The sequence below is a fragment of the Kocuria varians genome (assembly GCF_006539885.1).
Lineage (GTDB): Bacteria > Actinomycetota > Actinomycetes > Actinomycetales > Micrococcaceae > Kocuria > Kocuria varians.
Genome location: NZ_BJNW01000009.1, coordinates 46,942 through 67,555 on the forward strand (window position 1 = coordinate 46,942; position 20,614 = coordinate 67,555).

The 20,614-nt window shown below is 73.8% G+C and carries 13 protein-coding genes; 5 read left to right on the forward strand and 8 right to left on the reverse strand.

Annotation, left to right across the window (positions count from 1 at the left end; translation table 11 throughout):
• The first annotated feature begins 69 nt into the window (after positions 1 to 69).
• Positions 70 to 921 (forward strand): hypothetical protein, encoded by an 852-nt coding sequence (locus KVA01_RS06310; protein ID WP_233438787.1) that lies wholly within the window; start codon positions 70 to 72, stop codon positions 919 to 921.
• A gap of 148 nt (positions 922 to 1,069) precedes the next feature.
• Here KVA01_RS06310 and KVA01_RS06315 read toward each other — a convergent pair whose 3' ends face one another.
• Positions 1,070 to 2,077 (reverse strand): LacI family DNA-binding transcriptional regulator, encoded by a 1,008-nt coding sequence (locus KVA01_RS06315; RefSeq protein WP_141269392.1) that lies wholly within the window; start codon positions 2,075 to 2,077, stop codon positions 1,070 to 1,072.
• Positions 2,078 to 2,278: 201 nt separating this feature from the next.
• Here KVA01_RS06315 and KVA01_RS06320 point away from each other — a divergent pair, with 201 nt between their 5' ends.
• Entirely contained in the window at positions 2,279 to 3,757 is a 1,479-nt protein-coding gene (locus tag KVA01_RS06320; RefSeq protein WP_068468716.1) for a flavin-containing monooxygenase, read from the forward strand.
• Positions 3,754 to 4,581 (forward strand): alpha/beta fold hydrolase, encoded by an 828-nt coding sequence (locus KVA01_RS06325; RefSeq protein WP_141269394.1) that lies wholly within the window; start codon positions 3,754 to 3,756, stop codon positions 4,579 to 4,581. The genes KVA01_RS06320 and KVA01_RS06325 overlap by 4 nt, the downstream gene beginning before the upstream one ends.
• A gap of 217 nt (positions 4,582 to 4,798) precedes the next feature.
• On the opposite strand, the gene KVA01_RS06330 is transcribed toward KVA01_RS06325, so the two are convergent.
• Together KVA01_RS06330 and nudC are read right to left on the reverse strand one after the other, a co-directional pair.
• Positions 4,799 to 6,592, reverse strand: coding sequence for an ATP-dependent helicase (locus tag KVA01_RS06330; RefSeq protein ID WP_068468814.1), 1,794 nt, complete (start codon positions 6,590 to 6,592; stop codon positions 4,799 to 4,801).
• Positions 6,593 to 6,594: 2 nt separating this feature from the next.
• The gene (gene nudC, locus KVA01_RS06335) at positions 6,595 to 7,569 is read right to left on the reverse strand and encodes an NAD(+) diphosphatase (protein ID WP_068468720.1); all 975 of its coding nucleotides are present in this window, start codon (positions 7,567 to 7,569) and stop codon (positions 6,595 to 6,597) included.
• Between the two features lie 130 nt (positions 7,570 to 7,699).
• Here nudC and KVA01_RS06340 point away from each other — a divergent pair, with 130 nt between their 5' ends.
• Complete coding sequence (locus KVA01_RS06340; RefSeq protein WP_231860608.1) at positions 7,700 to 8,929, forward strand: macrolide 2'-phosphotransferase; 1,230 nt, start codon at positions 7,700 to 7,702, stop codon at positions 8,927 to 8,929.
• Here the strand turns inward: KVA01_RS06340 and KVA01_RS06345 are convergent.
• Entirely contained in the window at positions 8,884 to 12,396 is a 3,513-nt protein-coding gene (locus tag KVA01_RS06345; RefSeq protein WP_141269396.1) for an ATP-dependent helicase, read from the reverse strand. The two genes, KVA01_RS06340 and KVA01_RS06345, sit on opposite strands and share 46 nt — an antisense overlap.
• The gene (locus tag KVA01_RS06350) at positions 12,393 to 16,010 is read right to left on the reverse strand and encodes a UrvD/REP family ATP-dependent DNA helicase (RefSeq protein ID WP_141269398.1); all 3,618 of its coding nucleotides are present in this window, start codon (positions 16,008 to 16,010) and stop codon (positions 12,393 to 12,395) included. Before KVA01_RS06350 ends, KVA01_RS06345 begins: the two co-directional genes overlap by 4 nt.
• A gap of 342 nt (positions 16,011 to 16,352) precedes the next feature.
• Between KVA01_RS06350 and KVA01_RS06355 the strand changes: the two genes are divergently transcribed.
• A complete protein-coding gene (locus tag KVA01_RS06355; RefSeq protein ID WP_068468816.1) occupies positions 16,353 to 17,051 on the forward strand; it encodes a 3'-5' exonuclease in 699 nt (232 codons plus the stop codon).
• 221 nt (positions 17,052 to 17,272) lie between these two features.
• On the opposite strand, the gene hemL is transcribed toward KVA01_RS06355, so the two are convergent.
• The 3 genes from hemL to KVA01_RS06370 form a co-directional block, all read right to left on the reverse strand.
• Complete coding sequence (hemL, locus tag KVA01_RS06360) at positions 17,273 to 18,592, reverse strand: glutamate-1-semialdehyde 2,1-aminomutase (RefSeq protein ID WP_068468726.1); 1,320 nt, start codon at positions 18,590 to 18,592, stop codon at positions 17,273 to 17,275.
• Between the two features lie 80 nt (positions 18,593 to 18,672).
• Positions 18,673 to 19,680 carry a porphobilinogen synthase gene (gene hemB / locus KVA01_RS06365; protein ID WP_068468728.1) on the reverse strand — a complete coding sequence of 336 codons (1,008 nt, stop codon included), beginning with the start codon at positions 19,678 to 19,680 and terminating at the stop codon, positions 18,673 to 18,675.
• An 83-nt stretch (positions 19,681 to 19,763) separates the two neighbouring features.
• Entirely contained in the window at positions 19,764 to 20,609 is an 846-nt protein-coding gene (locus tag KVA01_RS06370; RefSeq protein WP_231860610.1) for a uroporphyrinogen-III synthase, read from the reverse strand.
• Positions 20,610 to 20,614 lie beyond the last annotated feature (5 nt).

Here is a 20,614-nt window from a genome sequence, read left to right on the forward strand (position 1 = left end):
ACTCGCACCCGCCCTGTGGATTTCTCACCTCGACTGGCCGGGGTCCCGCCTTCGCCCGACAGTGGGAGCATGACCGACGGATCCCGCCGCACACCTCACTCTCTGCACCCGTCCCCGTCCCGACCCGCCGCCACGATCGCCCCGGGGGCTGCCGCCATCGGCGTCGGGACCGGGCGCTCCGACGAGCCGACCCGGGAGCTGCCCAGCACCGACGAGGCGAGGGTGCTGCTCACCGGTCTCGGGCCCCTCCCCGCCGCCGTTGCTCTCGCGCTCGCGGACGCCGGCGTGTGCCTGCTCAACGTCACCGACCCGGCACGGGTGCGGGTCTCGGACATCCACGACGGTCCCTACCCCGCGGAGTCCGAGGGTCTGCCGCGGGAGCTCGCCCTGCGCTCCCTGCTGCGCCGCCGTTCCCCGCGGTGCGCCCCCATCTCCGCGCCGGACCTGTTCCCGAGCGCGGCGGTGCGCGGCGCCGTCGTGCTGCACGGCTGGACCGTGGCCGGTGAACTCCTGGACGACCTGCAGGAGCCCCCGGCCCCGGACGTGGACCCACGAATGCCCACGCTCACCGTGCTCGCGGACGGCCCGTGCGTCCTCCGGTGGCCCCTCACGGACTCGGCCCACCGACCGTGCGCACGCTGCGTTGCGGACGCCGCCCGACGCGCGCGGGCGATCGCGCGAGGGCATCCGCTCGTCACCGGCGCCCCTCCGCTCTCCGAGCGCGCCGAGCCGATCCGCCGCGTCACCCACGCGGTGGCCGCCGGCGAGATCACCGGTCTCGTGCTCTCCACGGCCCTCGGACTCGACGACGACGCCGCGACCGGCTCGCACGCCGGGCCGGTCGCGCGCCACGGCCTGCGGCGCATTCCCCTGCCACCCGCCCCCGACTGCCTGTGCTCGCTCGCGTTCGCGAAGCCGTGAGACGAGGCGGCGACGCGCGCTGGTCCTCGATCCACTGGATGGCCTCGCCGTCTCCCCTGCCGCGAGTGTGCCCGGAGGTTCCCGGGCAGCTGGGCGGCCGGGGGTTGTCGCGGCACGACGGTTCAGGAGGCCGGTCCCGGCTGCCGGATCAGACCGAGTCACGCGCCACGAGCGACGCCCCACCGCCGGTCGGGGCCGAGGGTTCGGGCTCACCGTTCACGAGGGCCAGCACCACGTCCACGATGTACCGAGCGGTGATCTCGGCGTCCAGGTCCACCATGGTGAGGGGTGGATCGGCGAGGGCCGCCGCGGAGGAGTCGTTCACGCCCAGGACGGCAAGGTCGTCGGGTGCCCGAAGCCCCACGCGCCGCATCCCGGCGAGGACGGCGAGCGCGGCCGTCGTGTCGTGGGCGCACAGTCCCGTGACATCCGGATGCCGCTCGCGCCACTCCCCCAGGGCCGTCTGCGCACCGTGGGCATCGGCGGGGAGCTGCAGCACGGCGGGCTCGGGGATGCCTCGCTCCTGGCACTCGCGCCGGAGCACCTCGTAGCGCCACTGGGAGACGCCGTGCATGTGGTCCGCCCCGGTCACCGCGTAGCCGAGAACCCGGTGCCCCGCTCGTACGAGCGTCTCCACCTGGAGCCGGGCCGCGTCGCGTTCCCGGGAGCCGGTGACCCACCGGCCGATGGCGTCCGATCCCGTCCAGGACGCCACACCGCGAACACCCGTGCCGCGCATGAGCTGGGCGTCCTCGTCCGTCAGGTCCCACGCGAGCACGGCCGCCGGTGTCACCGAGGACCAGACCTGCGCGGCGGGGCGGCGGGTCCACGCGTGGATGACCATGGACAGACCAGCCTCGGAGAAGAGCTCGGACAGGCGCTCCACGATCTGCCCGATGTTCTCGGTGAGGGAGCGTGCCGGCGGCAGGTAGACGAGCACGGAGCTCGAGCGGCCGCGGCTCAGGGCACGCGCCTCCGGGGACGGGGCGTACGAGAGCTCGCGCGCCGCGTCGAGCACGCGCCGTCGTGTCTCGGCAGAGATCGACTGCGAGGCGGTGTTGTTGAGCACGAAGCTCACGGTGGTGCGCGAGACGCCGGCCCGCCTCGCGACGTCCGCGCTCGTGGCCCGCCGTCCGGGGCTCTCGTGGCCGGGCATCCGTGTCCTCTCCCGTGGTTTTTCCAGCTCTGGTGCTGGCCCTCCACAGAATAGGTCTCCCCACCAGGCCCTCAGACCCCCGAGTGTGACCTGCTACACTCTGGGGCATTCAAACTAACACGCGTTAGTACCTCGTCCGGGCGGCCCACCCGGGTCGCGCACAGCGGACGGGAACGCAGCAGCAGGGAGTGGGGTCGCACCATGGGCACCTATGACGTGGACGTGATCGTCGTCGGGGCAGGCATCTCGGGGATCGGGGCCGCCCGGGAACTCGCGGGAACGGGGCGCTCGGTCGCCGTCCTGGAGGCCCGGGACGACCTCGGGGGCACGTGGGACCTCTTCCGGTACCCCGGCATCCGCTCGGACTCGGACATGGCGACGTTCGGGTACCGCAGCCACCCGTGGACCGGCGAGCGCAGCCTGGCCGCCGGCGGCACGATCCTCGACTACCTGCGCGAGGCCGCGGACGAGGCCGGGGTCACCTCGCAGATCCGCTTCGGGCGCCGCGTCAGCACGGCGCAGTGGTCCTCCGCGACCCACACGTGGACGGTGACCCACGAGGACGTCCGCACGGGCGAGACCGAGCGGCTGAGCTCGCGCTGGCTGTTCATGGCCACCGGCTACTACCGCTACGACAAGGGATACACCCCGGACTGGCCGAGCCTCGGGGACTTCCGTGGCACCGTGGTCCACCCCCAGCACTGGCCGGAGGACCTGGAGGTGGCCGGGCGGCGCGTCGTCGTGATCGGCAGCGGCGCGACCGCCGTGACCCTTGTGCCCGCACTGGCGGAGCGCGGCGCCCGGGTGAGCATGCTCCAGCGCTCGCCGTCCTACGTGGCGTCCGTGCCCGGCAAGGACGCCGTCGGCAAGCGGCTGCGCGCGTGGCTGCCGCCCCGGCTGGCCGGTGAGGCCAACCGCTGGCGCAACATCGCGCGCAGCATGGCGATCTACGAGTTCAGCCGACGCCGCCCGCAGGCCATGCGCTCGCTGCTGCACAAGGGCGCCGTGAAGAACCTGGGCTCCGACTACCCGGTGGACGAGCACTTCACGCCCGATTACGACCCGTGGGACCAGCGGCTGTGCGCGGCCCCGGACGGCGACTTCTTCCACGCCATCCGGGACGGCCGGGCGGAGGTCGTCACGGACACCATCGAGCGCTTCACCGGGGACGGCATCGACCTCACCTCCGGGCGGCACCTGCCCGCGGACGTGATCGTGACGGCGACCGGGCTGAACGTCCGGTTCTTCGGGGACGTGGCGGTCGAGGTGGACGGCGATCCCGTGGACCCCGCCACGCGCGTGAGCTACCGGGGCATGATGCTGGACGGTGTGCCCAACCTCGCGTTCGCGATCGGCTACACCAACTCCTCCTGGACACTGCGCGTGGACCTGGTCACGGACTGGTTCCGGCGGCTGCTGGACGAGACGGACCGCAGGGGTGCGGTGGCCGTGACACCTCACTACGACGGTCCGCGCTCCCAGCTGCGGCCGCTGATCGACCTGGCCGCCGGCTACATCTCACGCGGCGCGCACCTGCTGCCGAGGCAGGGCCGGGACGGTGCGTGGCACGTCCGGCAGAACTATCTGCGCGACAAGGTGCTCTTCCGCCCCGGTACGGAGCGCGACGAGCAGCTCGAGTTCACGCAGGCCTCCCCCGCGACCACGGAGGTGGCGTCGTGACCGAGTTCTCCCGCTCCGGCCTCGCCTACCGCGCGGGCGGCGAGGGCACCCCCGTGCTGCTGATCCACGGCATCGGACGCAGCCGCGCGGACTGGAACGAGCAGCACGAGCTGCTGGAGGGCTCCCACCGGGTGCTCAGCGTGGACCTGCCGGGCTTCGGCGAAACACCGGTGCCAGCCGAAGGCGGCATGACGCTCGCGCGGCTCGCCGACGACGTCGCCGGCCTCCTCCGCGAGCTGGAGACGGGCCCGGTGCACGTGGTGGGCAACTCCCTGGGCGGGGCCGTGGCCATGCAGCTCACGGCTGACCACCCCGAGCTCGTGCGCAGCCTGCTGCTCGCGGACTCGGCCGGACTCGGCCGCGGGGTGAGCCCTGCGCTGCGGCTCGCGACCATTCCGGTCCTCGGCGAGCGCGCGATGCGCCCCAGCCGCGAGGGGGCCCGCCGTTCCGAGCGGGCGATGTACCACGACCCCGCGTTCGTGACCGACGAGCGCGTGGAGCGCGGCTACCAGCTGGCCGGGCACCCCGGTGGCACACGCGCGTTCCTGGAGATGCTGCGCTCGCTCGGCGGCGTGGCGGGGGTGAAGAAGGGCTGGCGCGCCTCACTGCTGCCCCGGGTGCGCGCCACCGGCCGTCCGGTGTTCATCGTGTGGGGTGACAAGGACACGGTTCTGCCCTTCCGGCACATGGCGCGCGGCGCCGCCTACTTCGGGGCCCGCAGCCACCGCTTCCCGGACACGGGCCACGGTCCGCAGATCGAGCGCGCGGAGGAGTTCGCGCGGCTCGCCAGCGAGTTCTGGGACGAGGTCGACAGCCGGTCCTGAGCGGCCCGCCACGGGTAACGGGCGGCGCATCGCAGGTCGCGGAGCGGGCGGGGCACCGGAGGTCGCGGGGCAGCCCGCGCGCCGGACCGCAGCGCGAACGCCCGGAGCGCAGCGCCAACGCCCGGGGCCACGGCCCATGGGCGCCGGGAGAGGGCGCCGTCCGACCCGGCGCGGCCGCTCGCCACTCGCGCGCGACGGGCGCCGCGGCGTCGTCGTGCTATCCGCGCAGCTGACGACGTCGCCGCGGGGGCGCCCCCGCGGCCGCCGGCAGCACCGCGTCCAGGAACCGGGAGCGCGAACGGTTCGGGCGCCCGCCAGGCGTGCGGGACAGCGACCACGAGAACACGAGGTGCTCGCGGGCGCGCGTGATGCCCACGTAGAGCAGGCGGCGCTCCTCGTCGAGACCGTCCGGGGTGTCCGCGAAGGAGATGGGCATGAGCCCCTCCGAGAGCCCCACGAGGAACACGGCGTCCCACTCGAGGCCCTTCGCGGAGTGCATGGACGCGAGCGTGACGCCGTCCATCACGGGCGCCTCCTGAGTGGTCGCGCGGCGTTCGAGCTCCTGGGCGAAGCCCGCGAGCGAGAGCGTCTCGTCCTTCTCCCGGGCCCGTACCGCCATCGAGTCCGCAAGCGAGACGAGTGCCCGCAGGGACTCCCAGCGAGCGCGGGTCGCGTTGTCCGCGCGCGGGGCGTGGTCGCTGTAGCCCAGGGAGCGCAGCATGTCCCGGACCTGCCGGGGGACGTCCGCGCGGTCCGCGCCCTCGGTGCGCGCCGCGGACCGGATCTGCACGATGGCCTGGCGGATCTCGGGGCGGTGGAAGAAGCGCTCGGAGCCGCGCAGCTGGAAACCGATGTCCGCGTCCGCCAGTGCGGCCTCGAAGGCCTGCGACTGGCCGTTGGTGCGGAACAGGACGGCGATCTCGTGGGGTGCCACGCCGTCGTCGATCAGGTCGCGGATCCGCGCGGCCACGCCCGCGGCCTCGGCCTCGTCGTCCGGGTACTCGTTCCACGTGGGCTCGGGGCCGGCCGGGCGCTGGGAGACCAGGCGCAGCGGGGTGGCCCACGTGTCCGACGTGGACCCCACCGACGGCCGACGCGCCGCGAGCAGGCGGTTCGCCGTGTTCACCACCTGGGGGGTGGAGCGGTAGTCGCGGATGAGCTCGACCACCGAGGCCCCCGGGTAGCGCGACGGGAACTCCAGCAAGTGCCGGGACGTGGCACCCGTGAAGGAGTAGATGGTCTGGGAGGCGTCGCCCACCACGCAGAGGTCGTCCCGGGAGCCGAGCCAGGCGTCCAGCAGGCGCTGCTGCAGGGGCGAGACGTCCTGGTACTCGTCCACCACGAACTGCCGGTACTGGGCGTGCACCGCCGCCGCGATCCGCTCGTCCTCCTCCAGGATGCCCACCGTGATGAGCAGGACGTCCTCGAAGTCGATCAGGTGCCGGTCCGCCTTGAGGTCCTCGTAGGACTGGTAGAGCCGCTGCATGGTGCGGACGTCGTAGCCCGCGGGCATGTCACGGTGCTCGGCCGCCGGGGCGTAGGTGTCCGGTGTGAGCATGGAGACCTTCGCCCACTCGATCTCCGCGGCGACGTCCCGGATGGTCGCCCGGTCCGTGGTGAGCCTCATGCCCTGCGCGGCCTCCGTGATCAGCCGCGCCTTGTGGTTCACGATCTCCGGCGGCGGCCCACCCACCGCCTGGGGCCAGAAGTACTGCAGCTGCCGCAGGGCCGCCGAGTGGAACGTGCGGGCCTGGACACCCGGCGCCCCGAGCACGCGCAGGCGCTGGCGCATCTCGTCCGCGGCGCGTGCCGTGAAGGTCAGGGCGAGCGTCTTCTGCGGGGTGTAGACGCCCGAGGCGATCCCCCACGCGATCCGGTGCGTGATGGCCCGGGTCTTGCCGGTGCCGGCACCGGCGCGCACGCACACCGGACCGTGCAGCGTGGTGGCGACGGCGCGCTGCTCGGGGTCCAGCCCGCCCAGGATCCGTTCCTCCGCGGTCTCCTCCGCCATGCTCACCACCCCGTCTCCGGCAGCTCGCGGCCCAGCCAGCTCACGATCAGCGCGTGCGCGATCGACACGCGGCCCGGCAGGGTGATGCTGCCGTCCCGCGCACCGGCAACCAGTTCATCGCGTGTGAACCAGCGGACCTCGAGGATCTCCTCGCCGTCCGCGACGGCCGCCACGGAACCCGCCACCGCGCGGAAGCCCAGCATCAGCGAGCGCGGGAACGGCCACGGCTGCGAGCCCTGGTACTGCACGGTGTGGACCCGGATGCCGGCCTCCTCGCCGAGCTCACGGACCACGGCCTGCTCCGCGGACTCCCCCGGCTCCACGAACCCGGCGAACGTGGAGTAGCGGTTGCCGTCCCAGGCGGCCGAGCGGCCCAGGAGGATGCGCTGCTCGGCCGGACCCGCGGCGTCGTCGACCACGGCCACGATCACCGCGGGATCCGTGCGGGGGAAGTGCAGCGAGCCGTCCTCGGGACAGTGCCGCGCCCAGCCCGAGCGGATCACCTCCGTGACGGCACCGCAGCGCGGGCAGCGGGGGTGGTCGCGGTGCCACAGGGCCACGGCCTGAGCGGTCACGAGCAGGGAGGTCTGCTCCGGATCCACGGCGGTGGCGAGCGTGCGCAGGCCCTCCCAGCGGGCGGCGTCGAGAGCCGGCAGCTGGGTGTCCTCGGGGAAGCTGCGCAGGATCACCTGGGTGCCCTGCGCGAGGCGCCCCAGGTAGACGTCGGGGAACGCCGGATCACCCGTGGCGCCGGGGATCTCAGACACGCGGGGAAGCACGAGACCGGTGTCGGAGACCGGCGCCTTGCCGCCGCGCAGCACGAGCACGCGGGCGTCCGCCGATTCGAGAGATTCCGCGACGAGGTCGCGCTGCTCCCGGGCGACGGCGTCGCGGTCGAAAGGGCACCCCGCGAAGGGCAGCTGGGCGTCGTCGAGCAGGGGCGCGACGGCGCCGGGACGGTCCTGGGGTGATATCACCCGCCCACTGTAGACCGGGGCTCGGACACCCGTACCGGGCGGTGTGGACAGTCCCCGCCGGGGTGTGCGAACCGCCCCGCCGGGGTGTGCGAACCGCCCCGCCGGGGGCTGGGCCGGTAGGGTGGAAGGCGTGAGGACGACCCCCGAATTGCTTGCCGCCGTGGCGGCCGCAGCCGTGCCCGGGGTGGCCCCTGTGGCCACCGGTCCCTCCCCCGACGACGCCGCGGACTTCCGCTCGTGCGTCGTGCAGGACGCGGACGGCCGGCGCTGGCGCGTCCGCAGCCCGCTGAACACCGAGGCCAGCATGCGCCTGGAGACCGAGCACCTGGTGCTCCAGGCCTTCACGCCCTCGGTGCGCGCCCGCCTGCCCTTCCACCTTCCCAGCGTGGCCGGGTCCGTGGCCCACAACGGGCTGCGCACCTTCGTGTACTCGCACCTGGCCGGGCACACGCTGAGCCTCAGGGAGCTGCAGCGCCAGAACACGGACCCCGAGCCGCCGCTGCACGCACCCTCGCCGAGTGCGGCCCCGCGCGCACCCCTGGCCGTGCAGCTGGGGCGGGCCCTGGGCACACTGCACTCCCTGCCCCGCGCACTCGTCATGGACGCGGACCTGCCCGCCTACTCCGCGGACCAGTGCCGCAAGCGGATGCTGCACGACCTGGACCAGGCCGCCACCACCGGACTCATCCCCGGTGAGCTGCTGCGGCGCTGGGAGGACGCCCTCGAGGACACCACCCTGTGGCAGTTCTCCACGCGCGTGGTCCACGGGGATCTGCAGGAGGACAACATCACCATCGACCACGGCGCGCTCGTGTCCTTCACGGGATGGAGCGACCTGCACGTGGGCGACCCCGCCGAGGACTTCTCGTGGCTCGTGGGCATGGCTGACCCCACCTTCGCGGACACCGTGCTCGAGGCCTACTCGGTCGCGGCCGTCCAGCCCCCGGACCGCCACCTGCTGCGGCGCGCACACCTGAAGGCGGAGTTCGCGCTGGCCGAGTGGCTCGTGCGCGGGGTGGACCGTGGGATCCCGTCCATGGTCGAGAACGCCCAGCGGATGCTCGCCACGCTCGCGGAGGACGTCCGTGCGACGGCCTCGCCATCGCCCGGTGTCACCGGGCCGGTGGCCGAACGGTCGCCCGAGGGTGCCGATCCTTCCTCCGCCCCGACGGGATCCGTGCCCACCGTCCCGGCGCCGGGTCACGACGACTCCGGGCTCGAGACAGGCGCGTCCGGGCACGGCGCCACGGACACGGGAGCGGCGCCCACCGGCCCGGCCGTGACCGGTGGCGGGCCGGCGTCGTCGTCCGAGCCCTACCCGCGTGCCTCCTCGTCCGAGACCGAGGATCCCCGCGCGTAGAGGGATGTGACGATCCGTTCCAGGTCCCGTTCTCCCGCGAGGTCGTGCGGCCGCACGACCTCGTCCGCCGCGACGTAGTAGAACGCCGCGGACACGGTGTCCAGCGGAACGTCGTGCAGCCGGGCGAACGCGAGCCGGTAGAGCGCCAGCTGCCCGGACTTCTGCCGCAGGTCCCGGCCGCGTGGCACACGACCGGTCTTCCAGTCCACGAGCTCCCACCCGTCCGCGGTCCGGAACACGGCGTCGATGCGGCCGCGCACGGTGAGGCCACCCACGGGTGTCTCCACCGGCAGCTCGACCGCGTACGGCTGCAGGGACGCCCACGGGCTGCGCCGGAACGTCTCCGCGAGCCGGGGCAGGTCCAGGTCCTCGTCCACGTAGTCGTCCGAGCCGGGCAGCTCGTCCAGGTCGAAGATGGCGCTGTCCCCGAAGAAGTCCTCCACCCAGGCGTGGAACGCCGTGCCCGCCCGGGCGGCCGTTCCCGGTCTGCGGGGCATGGGACGACGTAGCGTGCTCACGAACCCTTCCGGGTCCGTGTCCATGACCACGAGCGCGGACGCGGAGACGTGGGAGGGCATGTGCACGGTGCGCTGCTCGTCCGTCACGGCGCGGCGCGCCAGCAGCAGCTCGGCCTCGCGGCGCCAGCGGGCGATCGTCTCCCCGGAGGGCCCGCGTTCCAGCTCCTCGTCCGCCAGCTCACGGGTCTCCTCGAAACCGCCCGCCGCCACCGCCCGGGCGGCGAGGTCCATGCGCTCGCGCCGCCCCTGGTGAGCCGGCGGCAGAACCGTCTCGGTCAGTTCCCCCTCCGCGTTGCGGGCGGTGCGGCGGATCTCGGGACCTTCGAGGGGGTCGTACGGCCACAGCGCGCTGACACTGGTGTCCAGCTGGGGGTTGCTCGCCCCGCTCTCCGGCTCAACCCAGGGACCCAGCTCGACGCCGAGCCGGTTCTGCTCCGCGAGCTCACGGACCTCCAGCAGGAACGGCGAGGCCTCCCGCGCGCCCTTCGTGGTGTCCCGGAAGACGCACCCGGAGAGTTCCAGCAGCGACTTCGCGCGGGTGAAGGCCACGTAGGCGAGGCGACGCTCCTCCGCGAGGTCGTGGGCCGTGACGTCCTCGGCGAACTCGTTGAAGGAGGTCTCCAGCTCCCGGACGTCCTCGGTGCGGGCCTCCCACTGCGGCAGCTGCCGAGCGTCCCCGCGCAGGGGCCAGGGCAGGGTGGCGGCGTCGCCGGTCCAGGCCGAGAGCTTCTTCGACGGGAAGTCGTCCTTGTTCAGCCCCGGCACGTACACGTGGTCCCACTCGAGGCCCTTGGAGGCGTGCACGGTGAGCAGCTGGACGGCGTCGTGGCGGGTCTGAGACGGCGGCAGCTCCAGCCCGTTCTCCTCGTGGGAGGCGGCCTCGAGCCACTCCAGGAACGCGGGGACGTCGTGGGTGCGGGTCGTGGCGGTGAACTGCACGGCCTGGTCGTAGAAGCTGTCCAGGTGGCGGCGCGCCTGGGCGGGGTCGGTGTCCGGCAGCGCGGCGAGTTCCACGTCCAGCCCCAGCACGGTCTCGACCTCGTGGATCACGGTGGTGAGTTCGTCACCGAGCACCTGCCGCAGCTCCCGCAGATCCTCTCGCAGCGCGCGCATCCGGCGCAGCCCCCCCGATGTGATGCCGCGGCCGCGGGGAGACACCCAGTCCTCGCGCGGCAGGTTCTCCAGCGCCTCCACCAGGCTGGCCTGGTCCACGATGTCCGACATCACCACGGTCTCCTCAACCGCAGTTTCCTCCGCCGCGGCATCCGCGCCCTCCGTGGCCGGTCCGGTTCCGGGCTCGCCCGGCTCCGGGACGTCCTCCCCCCGCGCGGCACGAGCGTGGCCGCGTTCCAGGGCGGCGGCCCAGTCCCCCAGCGCGGCGAGGTCCCGCGGTCCGATCCGCCACCGGGCGCCGGTGAGCAGACGGGCCAGGGCGTCCGAGCGTCCGGGATCCGTGAGCACGTGCAGCACCGCGACGACGTCGCCGACCTCCGGGGTGTCGAGCAGGCCTCCCAGCCCCACCACCTCGTAGGGAATGTCCCGGGCCTCCAGCTCCAGGCGCACCGGCTCGAACTGCGCGCGGCGGCGGCACAGCACGGCCATGGTGGGCATCTCGTCATCGGGCTGGCCCGCGTGGGCCGCCCGCTCGTCGTGGATCAGCCCGGCAATGGTCCGGGCCTCCTCCGTGTCGGTGAGGTAGCGGCTGGCCCGAACACGCCCGTCCTTGGCCCCCGGCGAGGCGTCCAGCGGGGGGACCTCCAGCGAGGCCGCCGAGCGGCTCCACGGCGGAGGGGTTCGCAGCGGTTCTGCGACCGCGTTGGCGACCTCCAGCACGGACAGACTGTTGCGCCACGCGGTGGTCAGGAAGCTGGTGTCCGCGAACCGGGCGGGGGCGTCCTCGCTCGCGGGACGCAGCGGGAAGTTCTCCACGAAACTGAACAGCTGCCCGGAGGAGGCGCCCCGGAAGCCGTAGATGGACTGCTGCGGATCACCCACCGCCATGACGCAGTGCCCCTCCCCGAACAGTCCGGAGAACAGGGCGAGCTGGGCGTGGGAGGTGTCCTGGAACTCGTCCAGCAGCACGATCCGGAAGCGGTCCCGCTCGGCGGCCCGGGCGTGCGGGTCCACCTGCACGATCCGCGCGGCGAGCGCGAGCAGGTCACCGTAGTCCAGCGCGGAGTCCACGCGCTTGACCGCCTGGAAGCGCTCCACAAGCTCCGTGAGGACCTCGGTCTGCTCCATGTGCTCGATCGCGCTCTTGACCTTGCTCCCGGGAGTGCGCTTGCGGCCCTCGGGCGGGGCGTCCTGGCAGCGCAGCCGCAGCCCGTGGACGTACTCGCGGATCCGCCAGGGCTCCACGAGGTGCTCGGACGCCTCGGAGGCGAGCTTCATCAGGCCAGACGTCAGCGTGGCGGCGGCCGGCAGCTTTGCGGGCAGCGGCCCGTCCCAGCTCTGCACGAGGTCGTGGGCGAGCTGCCACGCCTGCGCCTGCCCCAGGAGCACGGTGTCGGACTCGACGCCCAGCCGCAGCCCGTAGCTGCGCACGAGCGAGTTCGCGTAGGAGTGGTAGGTGCTGACGGTGGGCTCCTGGACGGCCGCGGGGGCGTCGTCGTCCTGGTCCTGCTCCTCGGGCTCGGAGATCAGCCCGACGCGGCGCAGCATGCGCAGCTTGTGGTTGATCCGCTGCGAGAGCTCCCCCGCCGCCTTGCGGGTGAAGGTGACGCCCAGGATCTCCTCCGGGCGGGCGAGCTCGTTGGCCACGAGCCACGCCACGCGGTCCGACATGGTGGTGGTCTTGCCCGATCCGGCGCCCGCCACGACCAGTCGCGGTGTGAGCGGCGAGGAGATGATCTGCGACTGCTGCTCCGTGGGCGGGTGGTCGCCCAGCGCCGCGGCAATCTCCTCCGGGGAGTACCTGGTCTCCGGTGTTCCGGTGTCCTGCATGGTCATTTCTCCGTCACCTGTCGTCCTTGTGCGCACAGCGGGCAGACCCACGGCACGGTGCAGTGGATCCCGTGGCCGGACTGCTGCGCGGCACCGTGGCGGGCCTCGAACCGGGTGCCCGCCACCAGGACGGCCGCCCGTGTGATGAGTTCCCGGGCCCAGTTCTGCTCGTCGTCCAGCGGCTCCTGCTCCTGGACGCCCGGCGCGGCCGTGGCGCCGCCGAGCTGCACCAGCAGCGCACCTCCCGGCTGGGCCAGCACGGCCCCCTCCGGCAGTTCGATGCGCTCCGGACGCCGCGACTCGTGCAGATCCTCCGGGCTGCTGACCCCCGCCATGGCTTCCCCGGCACCGGCCTGCAGCGCCACCTGGTAGGCGGCCAGCTGCGGGTGCTCCGGCAGGTCCTCCTTGGACGGCTTGTTCCTGCCGGTCTTGAGGTCGACGACGACGTGGCGGCCGTGGCCGTCCACCTCCAGCCGGTCCACCCGCCCGGTCAGTAGCGCGTCCCTCGCGGCACCGCGCACGAGCACCTCGAAGCTGCCCTCGACGCCCACGAGGTGGCGCCCGTGCTCGCTGCGCATCTCCCGGGCGTACTGCGCGAACTTGCGCAGCATGGTCTCGGCGCGCTCCAGCTCCTGGTCCCCGGTCCACCCGGCGGGCATGCCGAGCGAGGGCCAGCGGCGGCGCAGCTCCGCCACGAGCTCCACGGCGTCCGCGTCCGGCATGTGCTCGGCGATGTCGTGCACCAGCGTGCCGAGGCTGCGCCGCATGTCCGTGACCTCCGTGGCGCGGGCCTCCGCCACGAACCAGTCGAGCGGCGAGCGGTGGATGGTCTCGATCTTCGACGGCGACACGCGCACGGCCTCTCCCGGTTCGAAGAGGGGCTCGTCCGTGGACAGCGGCTCGTGTCCCCACCACTCGGCGGGAGACGCACCCCGCACGGGCTCCGGGAGCCCCGCGAACTCGTGCAGCAGGCGGGCCGCAGCCTCCCGCTCCTCCGGGGAGGCCGCTGGGCTCGTGACCGTGCGCCGCAGCGTGCCGGTCAGCTGGCGCAGGGTCAGGGGCTCCGGGGCGGAGAGCTCCTCCACGGAAACCTCCGACTCCTCCCCGGTGCCCGCGGCGACGAGGTCGACGAACTCCGAGGGCTGCTCGTCCTGCGTGGCCACCGCCGTGACGGTGAGGCTCTCCCCCGCCCGGGACACGGCGGTCGCGAACTGGCGCAGCTCGTCGAAGCGCACCTGTCGCAGCCTGTCCACCGCGCCGAGCCGCAGTGCCTGTTCCGGGCCGTGGTCCAGCGCGTCCGTGAGGACGTCCGTGCCGAGCAGCTGTCCGCGCAGCGCGGTGTTGGGCCACACCCCCTGCTGCACCCCGGCGACCACCACGTGCGACCACTGCCTGCCCGCGGATCCGGCCGGGGTCATCACCGACACGTTGTCCTCCGCGGGCGCGCGGGCCGCGAGCGTGTCCATGGGCAGCTCCTGGTGGTCCATGTAGTCCATGAAGGCCCGTGCCGTGGCTCCCGGCACCTGGTCCACGAAACGCTCGGCGGCCTCGAACAGGCCCACGACGGCGTCGAGGTCGCGGTCCGCGCGCACCGACTCGCTGCCGCCCGCGAGCGCACGACGCCGCCAGCGCGGCCCCACACCCGAGGCCTCCCACAGCGCCCACAGCACGGACTCGGCGGTGGGCCCCGGGGCGTCGAGTGCGTCCCGGCCCTCGAGCATCATGTCCGCGACGCGTGACGCGGCGTCCGAGCGCACCTCCGCGAGTTCGAGCAGCACACCGTCCGCGAGGGCCTGGACCAGGAGGTCGTCGCTCGTGCGCCCGCCCCCGGTGCGCAGCTCGTAGCCGCGCAGCTTCTGCCGGATCCGGCGCACCTCCATGGGGGAAGCTCCTCCGATCCGGGAGGTGAGCAGGGAGACGGCCGCCGTGGCGGTGAGCATGACGCCGCGCCGCTGCGGATCGAGAGGAGTGGCCTCGACCTGCGGTGTGTCGGCCGGATTCGCAGCCGCTGGGTCCGGGCGTTCCCCGGACGTGGTGACCGCGCCGTCATCGGCGAGCGCCACCCCGCACCCGTCCGCGTCGGCCCCCGGGTGCTCGTCCGCCACGGCGGGAGCAGCAGGTTCCTGTGCCGCCAGGAGGATGCGCAGCGCGTTGAGCAGCGGGATCACTGCGGGTTCCTCGCGCAGCGGCGTCTCCGCCGCGGACGTGGTGGTGGGGACGCCCAGGGCCGCGAGCTGGCGGGTGAGCGCATTGAGCTGGGAGCCGCTGCGGACGATGACCGCCATCTCCCGGTACGGCACACCGTACAGGACGTGCAGCCTCAGGAAGTGGTCCGCGCACCAGCGCGCCTGAGCGGTGGGCGAGTCGAACAGGGCCACGCGCACCGAGCCCTCGCGCAGCGCGGATGCGGTGTCCGAGCCCGCGGCCGCGGCGATGTCCGACCCGCTCTCCGGAAGATCCCCCTCGACTCCCCCGACGCCGTGCGCTCCCAGCAGGCCCGCCATGCCCCCGACAGCGTCCGCTGCTTCCAGGGAGGGTTCGGGAGGATTCTCCGGGGCGCGGTTCGTGCGCGCTCCCGCGACGACCGACACCGCGCGCGCCACCCGCTGCCACGCGAGGTTGACCGACGGCGGCATGCGGTGGCTCGTGCCGAGGTGCAGGCGCTGCAGCGGATGGGCGGGGGTCCCCACGCGCTCCTCGAGGGTGCGCAGCAGGTCCGGCCGCGCACCGCGGAAGCCCTGCACGGTGGTGTCCGGGTTCGCGGTGAAGACGGCGTCACGTCCGCGGGTGAGCACCCCGATGAGCCGGTGGGCGGAGGGCGTGGCCTCGTGCAGGTCGTCCACGAGCACCGCGTCCAGACGCTCCTGCTCCGCCGCGAGGAAGTCGGGGTTCTCCTCGAGCACCCGCGCTGCGCGGTCCACGAGCTCCGAGGGGTCGAAGGCGTTGGGCATGCGCAGCGCGCGGATCTGCTGGTACTCCGCCCGGAAGGCCGCGGCGGTGCGCCACTCCGGGTGCCCGAGCGGCTCGGCCCACGCCGCGAGCTGCTCCGGGGCCACCCGGTACTCGTTCATGCGGTCGAAGAGTTCGCGCAGCTGGCCCCGGAAGCCGCGGGTGCCCAGGGCCTCGTGCAGCTCCGGGGGCCACACGACCGCGCTGCCGTAGCCGGCCTCGTGGCCGCGCATCATCTCCGCGAGGAAGGCGTCCTGTTCCGGTCCGGACAGCAGCACCGGTGCGGTGCTCACCCCCGGCAACAGGTCCTGGGTCTGGGCCCGGCGCAGGACGTCGAAGGCGTACGCCTGCCACGCGCGCACGAGCGGGGTGCTGATGGTCGCGGCGGCCCGGCGGCTCACGGCGTCCCGCACCGTGGCCGCGGTCTCACGCGAGGGTGTGAGGACCAGGATCCGCTGGGGATCGGTGCCCCGCGCGATCCGCTGCGCCACCCCCTCCACGGTCACCGTGCTGCGGCCGGTCCCGGGCGCCCCGAGGACGAGCACGGGACCGTGGCCCGGCGGGAGGTCCACGACCCTGCGCTGCGCCGCGTCCAGCGCCACGGGAGCCTGGGACCGGTCCGTGCCGCGGGGCGGGAGGACGCGCCACGACGGTTCTCGTTGCGTTTGCATGACCACATCAGACCACGGCGCTCCGACACGCATAACCGTGTCCGAGCCCGCCGCTACCGTGGGGCCATGGCTTCCGCGCAGCTCCCCGACGACCCCGACCAGCAGGCGCTCTTCGACGCCCCCGCTCCGCCGCGGGCCCCGGACGACGACGCCGCTCCCCCGGTTCCCGAGCAGCCCGCCCTGTTCGACGCCCCGGAGACCGGCGCGCAGCGCGGGACCCAGAACCCCGCAAAGACGGACGCGAGCGTCCAGGACACGGGCGTCCAGGGCAAGGGCACCCCTGAAGCGGACGTTCGCCACCCTGCCGAGCAGGACACACCCGCTCTCCACACCCACCCGACCGTGGACCCCGAGGCCTCCTGGACCGAGGGGCCCCGCGCGTGCTTCGACCTCGAGACCACCGGCCGCGACCCCCAGCAGGCGCGGATCGTCACGGCCTCCGTCGTGCTCGTCACGGCGGACGGGGACGTCCTGCGCGAGTGGGAGTGGCTGGCGGATCCCGGCATCGAGATCCCCGAGGAGGCCGCCGCGGTGCACGGGGTGAGCACGGAGCGCGCCCGCGCGGAGGGCCGCCCCGCCGCCGAGGTCACGGCCGAACTGGGAGAGGTCCTCGCCGGGTTCTGGCGCGAGGGCCTGCCGGTCCTCGCCTTCAACGCCGCCTACGACCTCACCGTGCTGACGCGCGAGTGCGAGCGCCACGGCCTGCCCGTTCCCGCACCCAAGCTCGTGCTGGACCCGTTCGTCCTCAACAAGCAGGTGCACCGCTACCGTCGCGGCAAGCGCACACTGGGCGCCCTGTGCGAGGAGTACGGCGTGGTCCTGGACGCCGCACACACCTCCGCAGCGGACGCCCTGGCCACGGAGCGTCTCGCCACCGCGCTGGGCGAGCGGTTCGTGGAGCTGCGCCAGCCCGCCGCGCGGCTGCACGAGCTGCAGATCGGGTGGGCCGCGGAGCAGGCGGCCTCCCTCCAGGAGTACTTCCGTCGCAAGGATCCCGGGGCCGTCGTGGACGGCACGTGGCCGGTGCACCCGCGTCCCTGAGCACGCCGCACGGGGACACGGCCCCGTGCGGCGTTCCGCTCGGCAAGGGACGAACGGCACACGCGAGAGCCCGGTCCGCACGGCCCGCACACACCGGCCACACCCCGGTCCGGACCCGGCCACCCCCGGGCACGACGACGGCGCGGCACCCCCGCGAAGGGGCGCCGCGCCGTCGTCGTCGGCTCAGGTCGCGGAACGGGAACCGCCCGCTCCCCCGGACCTCAGTCCTGCGGCCGCTCCGCAGCCGCCGCGGCCTGCGCCGCCGCAGGCAGGGCCGAGAGGATCCGGTCCATCGCGGAGTCGTCGTGCGCCGCGGAGAGGAACCAGGCCTCGAAGACCGAGGGCGGCAGGTAGACCCCGGCGTCCAGCATCGCGTGGAAGAACGGCGTGTAGCGGAAGCTCTCCTGCGCCTTCGCGTCCGCGTAGTCGTGCACACCGTGCGCGGAGGTGCCGAACGCGACCGAGAAGAGGTTGCCCGCCTCCTGGATCGAGTAGTCCACGCCGGCGGCGTCCAGCGCCTCGCGCAGACCGGCGCGCAGCTGCTCGGAACGGCGGTCGATGGTCCGGTAGGCGACGTCGTCCGCGAGCTTGAGCGTGGCGAGTCCGGCGGCCATCGCCACCGGGTTCCCGGACAGCGTGCCCGCCTGGTAGACGGGTCCGGTGGGAGCCAGGTGCTCCATGATCTCGCGGCGGCCGCCGAGCGCCGCGGTGGGCAGCCCGCCGCCGATCACCTTGCCGAAGGTGAACAGGTCAGGCGCCCAGCTCTCCCCGCGGGAGTTGCTGAGACCCCAGTACCCCGCCTCGTGCACGCGGAAGCCGGTGAGGACCTCGTCGAGGATCATCAGCGCGCCGTTGTCCTCGGTGATGCGGCGGATCTGCGCGTTGAACTCGGCCTCCGGGGTGACCACGCCCATGTTGCACGGCGCGGCCTCGGTGATCACCGCGGCGATCTCCCCGGGGTGCTCGGCGAACACGGCCTCGAGGGCGGCGACGTCGTTGTAGGGCACCACGAGCGTCTGCGCGGCCGTGGCGGCCGTGACACCGGCGGAGCCCGGCAGTGCGAGCGTCGCCACACCCGAACCCGCCTCGGAGAGCAGGGAGTCCACGTGGCCGTGGTAGCAGCCGGCGAACTTCACCACGAGGTCCCGGCCGGTGTACCCGCGGGCCAGGCGCAGCGCCGTCATCGTGGCCTCGGTGCCCGTGGAGACCATGCGGATCTCCTCGAGCGGTGCCACGCGGTCCACCACGAGCTCCGCGAGCTCGGTCTCACCGCGGGTCGTGGCGCCGAAGCCGAGCCCGCGCTCCACGGCCTCGTGCACGGCCTCGGTCACCACGGGGTGCGCGTGCCCGAGCAGCGCCGGACCCCACGAGCACACGAGGTCCACGTACTCGCGGCCGTCCACGTCCGTGAGGTAGGGCCCCTTGGCCGCGGCGATGAACGGCGGCGTGCCGCCCACCGAGTTGAACGCGCGCACCGGCGAGTTCACACCGCCGGGCATCACGCGCCGCGCGCGGTCGAACAGTTCCTGGGAAACACTCATGAGATCACATCATTCCTTTCGCCGGGACCGCGTCCCGGTGGCTCCGTGCAGCGGGTGTGGCCCGCGCGGCGCCCGTGTGGTTACCGGCCGTTCTCGTCGCGGAACCACCGCGCGAGCTCCGTGGCGTAGTAGGTCAGGATCGAGTTGGCACCGGCACGCTTGATGGACAGCACCGACTCGCGGATGGCGGCGTCGCGGTTGATCCAGCCGTTGGCGGCGGCGGCCTCGATCATCGCGTACTCGCCGGAGATCTGGTAGGCGGAGACCGGCACCGGGGAGGCATCCGCGACCTCGCGCAGGATGTCCAGGTAGCTCATGGCCGGCTTGACCATGACCATGTCCGCGCCCTCGTCCAGGTCCAGCTGCATCTCCAGCAGGGCCTCACGGCGGTTCGAGGGGTCCATCTGGTAGGCCTTGCGGTCACCCGTGAGCGTGGAGTCCACGGCCTCGCGGAACGGGCCGTAGAACGCGGAGGAGTACTTGGCGCTGTAGGCGAGGACCGAGATGTCCTCGTGACCGGCGGCGTCGAGCGCGGCGCGGATCACGCCCACCTGGCCGTCCATCATCCCGGAGGGCGCCACCATGTGCGCGCCGGCCTCCGCCTGCGCCACGCCCATGCGGCCGTAGATCTCCAGGGTGCGGTCGTTGTCCACGCGCCCCTGCTCGTCCAGCACGCCGCAGTGGCCGTGGTCGGTGAACTCGTCCAGGCACAGGTCGGACATCACCACGATGTCGTCCCCGACCTCCTCGCGCACCGCGCGGATGCCGCGGTTGAGGATGCCCTCGGGATCCAGGGCGGCGGAACCCACCGCGTCTCGGGTCTCCGGGACGCCAAAGAGCATGAAGCCGCCCAGCCCGAGCTCCACGGCCTCCGCGGCCGCGCGACGGAGGGAGTCCATGCTGTGCTGCACCACGCCCGGCATGGAGGCCAGGGGCTGGGGCTCGCTCAGGCCCTCCTTCACGAACACGGGCAGGATCAGTTCCGCCGGTGCCACGCGGGTCTCCGCGCTGAACCGGCGCATGGCCGGCGTGGTGCGCAGCCTGCGCGGGCGGGACACCAGGTCGTACGCAACGTGGTCGTCGTTCATCTTCTCGTTCTCCTGATCCGGCCGGAGCCGATCGTCGGTTGTGTCGTGCCCCTCCGCCGTGCGCTGGCGCGGCGGACGGGTGGTCAGTGCCGGGCGAGCGCGGTGGTCACGGCCGCCGCGAGCGCCTCGGAGGTGGGGTGCGTGGCGGTCACCGGGCTCGCGCCGCGCTGCCGCAGGGCGCGGGCGGTGGGCTCGCCGATGGCGATCCACGCGACGTCGGCCCGGGGCGCGGCATTCTCGAGCAGGGCGGCAGCGCGCGACGGCGCCGTGACCACCACCGCCGCCACCTCGCCACGGGCGCAGGCGGCCCGGGCGGTTTCGGGGTCCAGTTCCGGAACGTCCGGTCCGGGCACCGCCGTCTGCGCCGCGGGATCACGACGTCGCACGGGCCGCTGCGCGGGCACGGGCACCATCTCGTAGGCGGTCACGCGCCGCACGTCGTAGCCCTTGCGGCGCAGCCCGTCCTCGAGCGTCCCGGAGCCGAGGGCTGAGACGGGCACGAGGGCGCGCGGAGCGGCGGCGTCGGTGCCGGTGTCCTCCGAGGGCCAGGCCGCGAGCATTCCTTCCGCGCTCGACGCGCCGGAGGGGAGCAGGTCCACGTCCACGCCACGCTGCCGCAGCGCCCGGGCGGTCGCCCCGCCCACCGCCGCGACGCGCAGCAGTCCGCCGCGCCGCGCGGTGGCCAGCTCCGCGCCCCAGTCCGCGCCGTCGCTGACGGCGTCGAAGGCCCTCACGGTGGTCGCGGAGGTCACGCACAGCCAGGTGGGCCGCTCGGGTGCCGCCGCCTCACGCAGCAGCAGCCGCCGCAGCGCAGCAGGGTCCGCCGGCAGCTGCGCCTCCAGCATGGGAGAGGCGCACGGCTGCAGACCGCGCTCGCGCAGCAGCGCGGCGAGCTCTTCCGCCGCCGCGGGATCCCGGGTAATCAGCACGCGCG

Coding starts and splice junctions, on each gene's coding strand:
- KVA01_RS06350 (WP_141269398.1), bottom strand. CDS start 16,010: ATGCAAACGCAACGAGAACCGTCGTGGCGCGTCCTCCCGCCCCGCGGC.
- hemB (WP_068468728.1), bottom strand. CDS start 19,680: ATGAACGACGACCACGTTGCGTACGACCTGGTGTCCCGCCCGCGCAGG.
- KVA01_RS06330 (WP_068468814.1), bottom strand. CDS start 6,592: ATGGCGGAGGAGACCGCGGAGGAACGGATCCTGGGCGGGCTGGACCCC.
- KVA01_RS06315 (WP_141269392.1), bottom strand. CDS start 2,077: ATGCCCGGCCACGAGAGCCCCGGACGGCGGGCCACGAGCGCGGACGTC.
- hemL (WP_068468726.1), bottom strand. CDS start 18,592: ATGAGTGTTTCCCAGGAACTGTTCGACCGCGCGCGGCGCGTGATGCCC.
- KVA01_RS06320 (WP_068468716.1), top strand. CDS start 2,279: ATGGGCACCTATGACGTGGACGTGATCGTCGTCGGGGCAGGCATCTCG.
- KVA01_RS06310 (WP_233438787.1), top strand. CDS start 70: ATGACCGACGGATCCCGCCGCACACCTCACTCTCTGCACCCGTCCCCG.
- KVA01_RS06345 (WP_141269396.1), bottom strand. CDS start 12,396: ATGACCATGCAGGACACCGGAACACCGGAGACCAGGTACTCCCCGGAG.